6 protein-coding genes are annotated in these 7,338 nt (G+C 72.6%); 5 read left to right on the top strand and 1 reads right to left on the bottom strand.

The features are described from left to right. The coding region (locus E1264_RS37640; RefSeq protein WP_132181516.1) for a cellulose binding domain-containing protein at positions 1-605 on the top strand (605 nt) is incomplete at its 5' end. Between the two features lie 61 nt (positions 606-666). Beyond that, positions 667-1,491, top strand: coding sequence for a bifunctional hydroxymethylpyrimidine kinase/phosphomethylpyrimidine kinase (gene thiD, locus E1264_RS37635; RefSeq protein ID WP_132181514.1), 825 nt, complete (start codon positions 667-669; stop codon positions 1,489-1,491). A gap of 67 nt (positions 1,492-1,558) precedes the next feature. Here thiD and rpmB read toward each other — a convergent pair whose 3' ends face one another. Then, entirely contained in the window at positions 1,559-1,753 is a 195-nt protein-coding gene (rpmB, locus tag E1264_RS37630) for a 50S ribosomal protein L28 (protein ID WP_030164391.1), read from the bottom strand. 234 nt (positions 1,754-1,987) lie between these two features. Between rpmB and E1264_RS37625 the strand changes: the two genes are divergently transcribed. From E1264_RS37625 to E1264_RS37615, 3 genes are all read left to right on the top strand, one after another. After that, positions 1,988-3,595: a DAK2 domain-containing protein gene (locus E1264_RS37625; protein WP_132181512.1), complete on the top strand. Its 1,608-nt coding sequence runs from the start codon at positions 1,988-1,990 to the stop codon at positions 3,593-3,595. 33 nt (positions 3,596-3,628) lie between these two features. Continuing rightward, entirely contained in the window at positions 3,629-5,818 is a 2,190-nt protein-coding gene (gene recG, locus E1264_RS37620; RefSeq protein WP_132181510.1) for an ATP-dependent DNA helicase RecG, read from the top strand. A gap of 504 nt (positions 5,819-6,322) precedes the next feature. After that, a partial coding sequence (locus E1264_RS37615) for a serine/threonine-protein kinase (protein WP_132181508.1) occupies positions 6,323-7,338 on the top strand: 1,016 nt, incomplete at its 3' end.

Below are 7,338 nucleotides of genomic sequence, written 5' to 3'. Positions count from 1 at the left end.
CTCCCGAAGACCCGTTCGGCCCGCCCGATCCGCGAGACGCACGGGAGCCGGAGGCCCCCGCCCCGGCGTCCACCCCGGCCGGCGGGCCGTTCAAGTTCCTCTCGCTGCTCCCCGTCCCGCTCCTGCCGATCGTCGCGCTCGTCATCGCGGTCGGGATCGTCGCCTACGCGCTGAGCACGCAGCAGATCGCGCTCAACTTCGCCGGCGGCGCGCCGCACGACACCGCGCAGACCAACCCCAGGGACAACCAGGTCTCCCAGCGCGAGCGGAACGAGCGCGCCAGCCGCGGCGCCGGCCGCACCGATGGCCTCATCATCGCCTTCAAGGTCGCGTCCAAGAGCCCGGGCGGCTTCAAGGCGACCGCCACGATCGCCAACAACGGCACGCGTCCCGTCACTACGTGGGCGCTCGCGTTCAAGATCCCCACCGCGTCCGTCACCGCCGTCAGCGGCGCCACCGTCGTGAAGACGGGCAAGGTCGCCCACGTCCGCGGGCGCACCGCCATCCCGCCCGGCGCGAAGGTGCGGATCGTGTTCGCCGCGCGGGGCACGGCCGCGAAGCCGTCCGCGTGCATCCTGAACAGCCAGCCCTGCGCCATCGTCTGAGCGCCGGGCCGCCGGGCCACCGCGAGCTGGCCCGCAGTGCATAAGCCATAAAGTGGACGGCATGACGCATTCCCCGTCCGATGCCCCGGCCACGCGGCAGGCGCCCCCGCTCGTGCTCACCATCGCGGGCTCCGACTCCGGCGGCGGCGCCGGGATCCAGGCGGACCTGAAGACCATGCTCGCGCTCGGCGTCCACGGGATGAGCGTCATCGCCGCCGTCACCGCGCAGAACTCGCTCGGCGTCCAGGGCTACTGGGAGCTGCCGGCCGAGGCGGTGCGGGCCCAGCTCGACTCCGTGCTGTCCGACATCGGCGTCCACGCGATCAAGACGGGGATGCTCGCGTCCACGACCCTGGTCGAGACGGTCGCGGAGGCGCTGGCCGCCTCGGACGCGCCCGCCGTGGTCGACCCCGTCGGCGTGTCCAAGCACGGCGACTCGCTGCTCGCGCCCGAGGCCGTCCAGGCCGTCCGCTCGGTGCTGCTGCCGGCCGCGACCGTCGTCACGCCCAACCTCTACGAGGTGGAGCAGCTCACCGGCGTCAAGGTGGTGGACGAGGCGGGGCTGCGCGAGGCCGCCGAGGCCGTCAAGGCGCTCGGCCCGCGATGGGTCCTGATCAAGGGCGGGCACCTGCCGGGCGAGCCCGCCGACCTGCTGTTCGACGGGGAGCGCGCGCACCGGTTCACCGCGCCCCGGCACGACAACCGGCACACCCACGGCACCGGGTGCACGCTCGCGTCCGCGATCGCGTCGCACCTGGCGCTCGGCGACGACGTCCCTGCGGCGGTGGCGAAGGCGAAGCAGTACGTGACGGGCGCGATCGCGGCGGGCTTCCCGCTCGGCGCCGGGATCGGCCCCGTCGACCACGGCTGGCGCCACCGGATCTGACCGGAGGTACAAAAAACCGGCTCACCGGGCCATCCCGATGAGCCGGCCGAAGCCCTGCCCGGCGGTCTCAGACCGTCGGCTTGACGACCTTCCCGGCCTTGATGCAGGACGTGCAGGCGTTGATCCGCTTGGTGCTGCCGTTCACGACGGCGCGCACGCGCTGGATGTTGGGGTTCCAGCGGCGCGGGGTGCGGCGGTGCGAGTGGGAGACGCGCATGCCGAAACCGGGTCCCTTGCCGCAGACGTCGCAGACGGAAGCCACGGGAAACTCCAAGTGGTGTCGAAACTCTGACCGGAGCGCCGCCCGTCGCCGCTGGGGCGAGCCGGGCATCATGGGCGCTCACCGATGAGCGCCTCGGACGAGGCGCACGGATCAGAGTAGCCGACCGCCCATCGGATAGGCGAATCGCCTTGCGAAACTTCCGGCTTTACGCCTTCCCCCGAATGGCCCTGACACGGTACAGAAGAGTCGGGCGAAAGGTGAGAGGGGCGGGGCGTGGGCGAAGTCCTTGACATGGCGGCGGTCCGGGGCTGGTGCAGGGGCGCCGCGGAGGCGCTCGGCGGGACCCGGGCGGAGATCGACGCGCTGAACGTGTTCCCCGTCCCGGACGGCGACACCGGCACGAATCTGCACCTGACCGTGCTCGCCGCCGCGGACGCGCTGGACGAGCTCCCGGACGGCGCAGGCGCCCACGAGACCTGGCGGGCGCTGTCACACGGCGCGCTGCTGGGCGCCCGGGGCAATTCCGGCGTGATCCTCAGCCAGGTGTTCCGCGGCCTCGCGGACGTCCTCGGCCCCCTGGAGGCGCCGCCCGGCGGGGCGGAGTTCGCGGGCGCGCTGGAGCACGCGTCCACCCTCGCCCGCGGAGCCGTCGAGCATCCCGTGGAAGGAACGATCCTAAGCGTCCTCGACGCCGCCGCATCCGCATGCACCTCGGCCGCGAGAACCGCCGCCACCGATCTCGCGGCGGTGACGCGAGCCGCCGCCACCGGCGCCAGGCAGGCGCTGCACCGCACCACCGCCCAGCTGGAGATCCTGGCCCGCAGCGGCGTCGTCGACGCGGGCGCGGCCGGCCTCTGCGTCGTCCTCGACGCGCTCGTCGCCGAGATCACCGACGAGCACCCGGACCACTACGAGGTGCCCGCCCGCACCACCGGCGCGCAGGCCCCGGTCCAGAGGCCGCCGCAGCACCGGAACGGTCCCGGCTACGAGGTCATCTACCTGCTGTACGCGCAGGACGACGCCGTCCACACCCTCCGCGAGAAGCTCGACCGCCTCGGCGATTCGCTGGTCGTGGTGGGCGGCGACGGGCTTTGGAACGTTCACGTCCACGTGGACGACGCGGGCGCGGCCATCGAGGCGGGCCTCGCCGCGGGCCGCCCGCACCGGATCCGCGTCACCCACCTGCACGCCAGGACGCGCGAGCAGCCGCACGCCCCGCACACCGGCCGCGCGGTGATCGCGGTCACCGCCGCCGACGGCCTCGCCGCGCTGTTCGAGGAGTGCGGCGCCCGGGTGGTCCGCCGCGACCCCGGCCAGGTGCCGCCGCTCGCGGTGCTGGCGGAGGCGATCCTCCAGGCGGGCGACGAGGTGACCGTCCTGCCGAACGAGCCCGCGGTCGTGTCGCTCGCCGAGGCCGCCGCGGAACGCGCCCGCGAGGCGGGGGCGAGCATCGCGGTCGTCCCGACCAAGGCGGCCGTCCAGGGGATGGCGGCGCTCGCGGTGCACGACCCGCTGCGCCGCTTCGCCGAGGACGTGAGCGAGATGACCCGCGCCGCCGGCGCGACCCGGTTCGGCCGGCTGGAGGTCGCCGAGCAGCCGGCGGACACGCCCGCCGGCCCGTGCCGTGCCGGCGACGTCCTCGGGCTGATCGAGGCGGACGTCGTGGCGGTCGGCGCGGGAGTCGCGGACGTCGCGCGGCACGTCCTGGACCGGATGCTGGCGGGCGGCGGCGAGCTCGCCACGCTGATCATCGGCCTGTACGCGCCGCCCGGCCTCGCCGCCGCGCTCGAAGGGCACCTGCGCGACACGCACCCGGACGTGGAGGTCGGCGTCTACGACGGCGGCCAGGAGCAGTTCCCGCTCCTCATCGGCATCGAGTGATGCCGGCCGGTCCCATCGGCTAGAAAAGACAGCGTGGCGAATCTCGACGAGCCGTTGCGCAAGATCCTCGGTGACAAGACGGCGAAGGTGCTGGAGAAGGGCCTCGACCTGCACACCGCCGGCGACCTCCTGCACCACTACCCGCGCCGCTACGCGCACCGGGGCGAGCTGACGCAGCTCAGCGGCCTCCAGGACGACGAGCACGTCACCGTCATGGCCGAGGTCGTGAAGGTTCAGGGCCGCACCCTCACCCGCAGCCCCGGCTACGTCCTGGAGATCACCGTCACGGACGGCACCGGCGAGCTGAAGCTGAGCTTCTTCGGCCGCAAGGGCTCCTACCGGCCCGAGAAGGACCTGTCGCCCGGCACGCGCGGCCTGTTCGCCGGGAAGATCAGCACCTACCGGCCGCGCAGCGGCAGGGCGGTCCGCCAGCTCGCGCACCCCCAGTACAAGGTCGTCCGCGAGAAGGGCGCCGAGCAGGCCGCGCAGGAGTGGGCCGACGAGATCATCCCGATCTACCCGTCGACGAAGAACCTCCCCATCGAGACGATCGGCACGTCCGTGGGCACCGTCCTGGACCAGTTGGACCTGCCCGCCGACCCCATGCCGAGCAACCTCCTGAGCCGCCGCAACCTCATCGGCCTACGCGAGGCATACGAGGGCATCCACCGCCCGCAAAGCTGGGAAGAATTGAACCGCGCCCGCAAGCGCCTCAAATGGGACGAGGCCTTCATCGTCCAGGTAGCCCTGGCACAGCGCCGCCTGGCCGCCGCCGCTCTCCCAGCGACACCACGCCCCCCGTCCTTCGGCGGCCTCCTAGCAGAGTTCGATTCACGCCTGCCGTTCGAGCTCACCAAGGGCCAGCGCGAGGTGGGCGACGAGATCGCCGCCGACCTGGCCCTGGAACACCCCATGCACCGCCTGCTCCAAGGAGACGTAGGTGCCGGAAAGACCGTCGTCGCCCTACGCGCCATGCTCCAGGTAGTGGACAACAACGGCCAAGCCGCCCTGCTAGCCCCGACCGAGGTCCTGGCCCAGCAGCACTACCGCTCGATCACCGGCATGCTCGGCGACCTTGCCCAAGCAGGACAGCTAGGCGGCGCCGACAACGCCACCCGCGTGGCGCTCCTCACCGGATCGCAGGGCGCGAAGGCGCGCAAGGAGGCCCTGCTGGACGCCGCGTCCGGCGCCGCGGGCATCGTCGTCGGCACCCACGCGCTCCTCCAGGAGAGCGTCCAGTTCGCCGACCTGGGCCTCGTCGTCGTGGACGAGCAGCACCGCTTCGGCGTCGAGCAGCGGGACGCGCTCCGCGAGAAGACCGGCGGCGGGCGCCCGCACGTCCTGGTCATGACGGCGACGCCGATCCCGCGCACGGTGGCGATGACGGTGTTCGGCGACCTGGAGACGTCCGTCCTCGGCCAGCTCCCCGCAGGCCGCTCGGAGATCCAGACCCACGTGGTGCCGCCGGAGAAGCCCGCGTTCTTCGCCCGCACCTGGGAGCGCATCAAGGAAGAGGCGTCCAAGGGCCGCCAGATCTACTGCGTCTGCCCCCGCATCGGCGAGCAGGAGGGCGACGAAGGCGACGCCATCCCATCCGACGACGAAGGCCGCCGCTCACCCCTGGGCATCATGGAGGTGCTGCCGAAACTGGAGGAGCTGCTCTCCGGCCTGCGCATCGGCGTCCTGCACGGCAAGCTCCACCCCGACGAGAAGGAAGCGGTGATGCGCCGCTTCACCGACCGCGACCTGGACGTCCTGCTCGCCACCACGGTCATCGAGGTCGGCGTGGACGTCCCCAACGCCACCGTCATGGTGATCATGGACGCGGACCGTTTCGGCGTCTCCCAGCTCCACCAGCTCCGCGGCCGCGTCGGCCGCGGCTCCCTGCCCGGCCTGTGCCTCCTGGTCACCGACGCCGAGCCCGGCAGCAAGGCCCGCGAACGCCTGGACGCCGTCGCCTCCACCACCGACGGCTTCAAACTCTCCCGCCTGGACCTGGAACAACGCCGGGAGGGCGACGTCCTGGGCGCCGCCCAGGCAGGCCGCACTTCAAGCCTCCGCCTCCTCACCCTCCAAAGAGACGAAGACGTAATCCGAGACGCCCGAGAAGAAGCAACAACCCTGGTGGAGAAGGACCCAGACCTAGGATCCCACCCCGGCCTGGCAACGGTCCTGGCAACTCTCCTAGACGAAGACCGAGCCAACTTCCTAGAGAAGACCTGACCCACAACACCCACCCCAAGACGGCAAGAACCCAAACCCCGGCAGGTTGAACCCCAACCACCGGTTACGGGCAGGCACGCGGAGCGAGCTCTGCGAGCGCAGCGGGCATGCCCGGCGCGCCGCGTCCCCGCAGCGCAGGGAGCGCCAGCGACCGGAGCGAGGAGACCCGTGCCGCGCGGCCGGGGGTCTGGGGGTCGCCCCCTCAGATAAACAGGGCGGGCATGCCCGGCGCGCCGCGTCCCCGCAGCGGCGGGAGCGCCAGCGACCAGAGCGAGGAGATCCGTGCCGCGCAGCCGGGGGGCTCGGGGGGTCGCCCCCCGATAGACAAAGAGACCCGTGCCGCGCGGCCGGGGGTCTGGGGGTCGCCCCCCAGATAGACAACGCACATCTCAGAACGCATGGGCGGTTACAGGCGTCTAACGTATAGCCGATCGTAAGTGGCGATGTGGGGCTCGCGCGGGTACAGGGTCCGTGGCGGGTTTCGCATGCGACGGAGGAGCTCCCATGACGGCCGTTGGCCCATTGCTGCCCAGCGACCCGGCTCGGCTCGGGGCGTACGAGCTGGTCGGGCGGATCGGTGAGGGCGGGCAGAGCGTCGTCTACCTGGGGCGCCGTGAGGACGGCGAGCAGGCCGCGGTGAAGCTGCTCCGCGACCGGTTCAGCCGCGATCCGGAGTGGCGGGCGCGGTTCGAGCGGGAGATGCGGATGATCGGCCGGGTCGCCGGGTTCTGCACGGCACAGGTCTTGGACGCCGACATCTCCGGCGACCTGCCGTACGTCGTCAGCGAGTACGTGCCGGGGCCGTCGCTCAGCGGCCTCGTGAACGAGAAGGGCCCGCGGACCGGCACGGACCTGGACCGGCTGGCGATCGGGACCGTGACGGCGCTGGCGGCGATCCACCGGGCGGGCATCCTGCACCGCGACTTCAAGCCGTCCAACGTGCTGATGGGCCCGGACGGGCCGCGCGTCATCGACTTCGGCATCGCGCGGATCGCCGGGGCGTCGGCGACCAAGGGCAGCGGGGTGGTCGGGACGCCGTCGTACATGGCGCCCGAGCAGGTCACCGACACCGACCTCGGCACGGGTGTGGACCTGTTCACGTGGGCGGCGACGATGCTGTTCGCGGCGACGGGACGGCACCCGTTCGGCAACGACACGATCTCCGCGGTGTTCCACCGGATCCTGAACTATGAGCCGGACCTGTCGGCGCTGCCGGAGTCGCTGCGCGGGGTCGTCGCGTCCTGCCTGGCCAAGGATCCGGCGCAGCGGCCGGAGGCGCAGGGGGTGCTGCTGACGCTGCTCGGCGGCGCCGAGACGATCGAGGACGACATGGGCCCGCTCAGCACCGGCGCCCATTTCGCGGGCGATCCGAGGACGCCGCCGTCGGCGCCGCCGACCGTGGGCCGCGCCGACCACCTGATGGGGACGGACTCCGGCGGGACCGGCCCCGGGTTGGGCGGCCCGGCGGGCTACGCGCAGATGCCGCAGACCGTCCCGCCGCGGCGCAGGCGGCGCGGCGG

It is taken from the genome of Actinomadura sp. KC216, from assembly GCF_004348535.1.
GTDB lineage: Bacteria > Actinomycetota > Actinomycetes > Streptosporangiales > Streptosporangiaceae > Spirillospora.
Note: the sequence above shows the minus strand (reverse complement) of the source record. Positions and strands in the feature narration are given on the sequence as shown.

Coding starts and splice junctions, on each gene's coding strand:
- thiD (WP_132181514.1), top strand. CDS start 667: ATGACGCATTCCCCGTCCGATGCCCCGGCCACGCGGCAGGCGCCCCCG.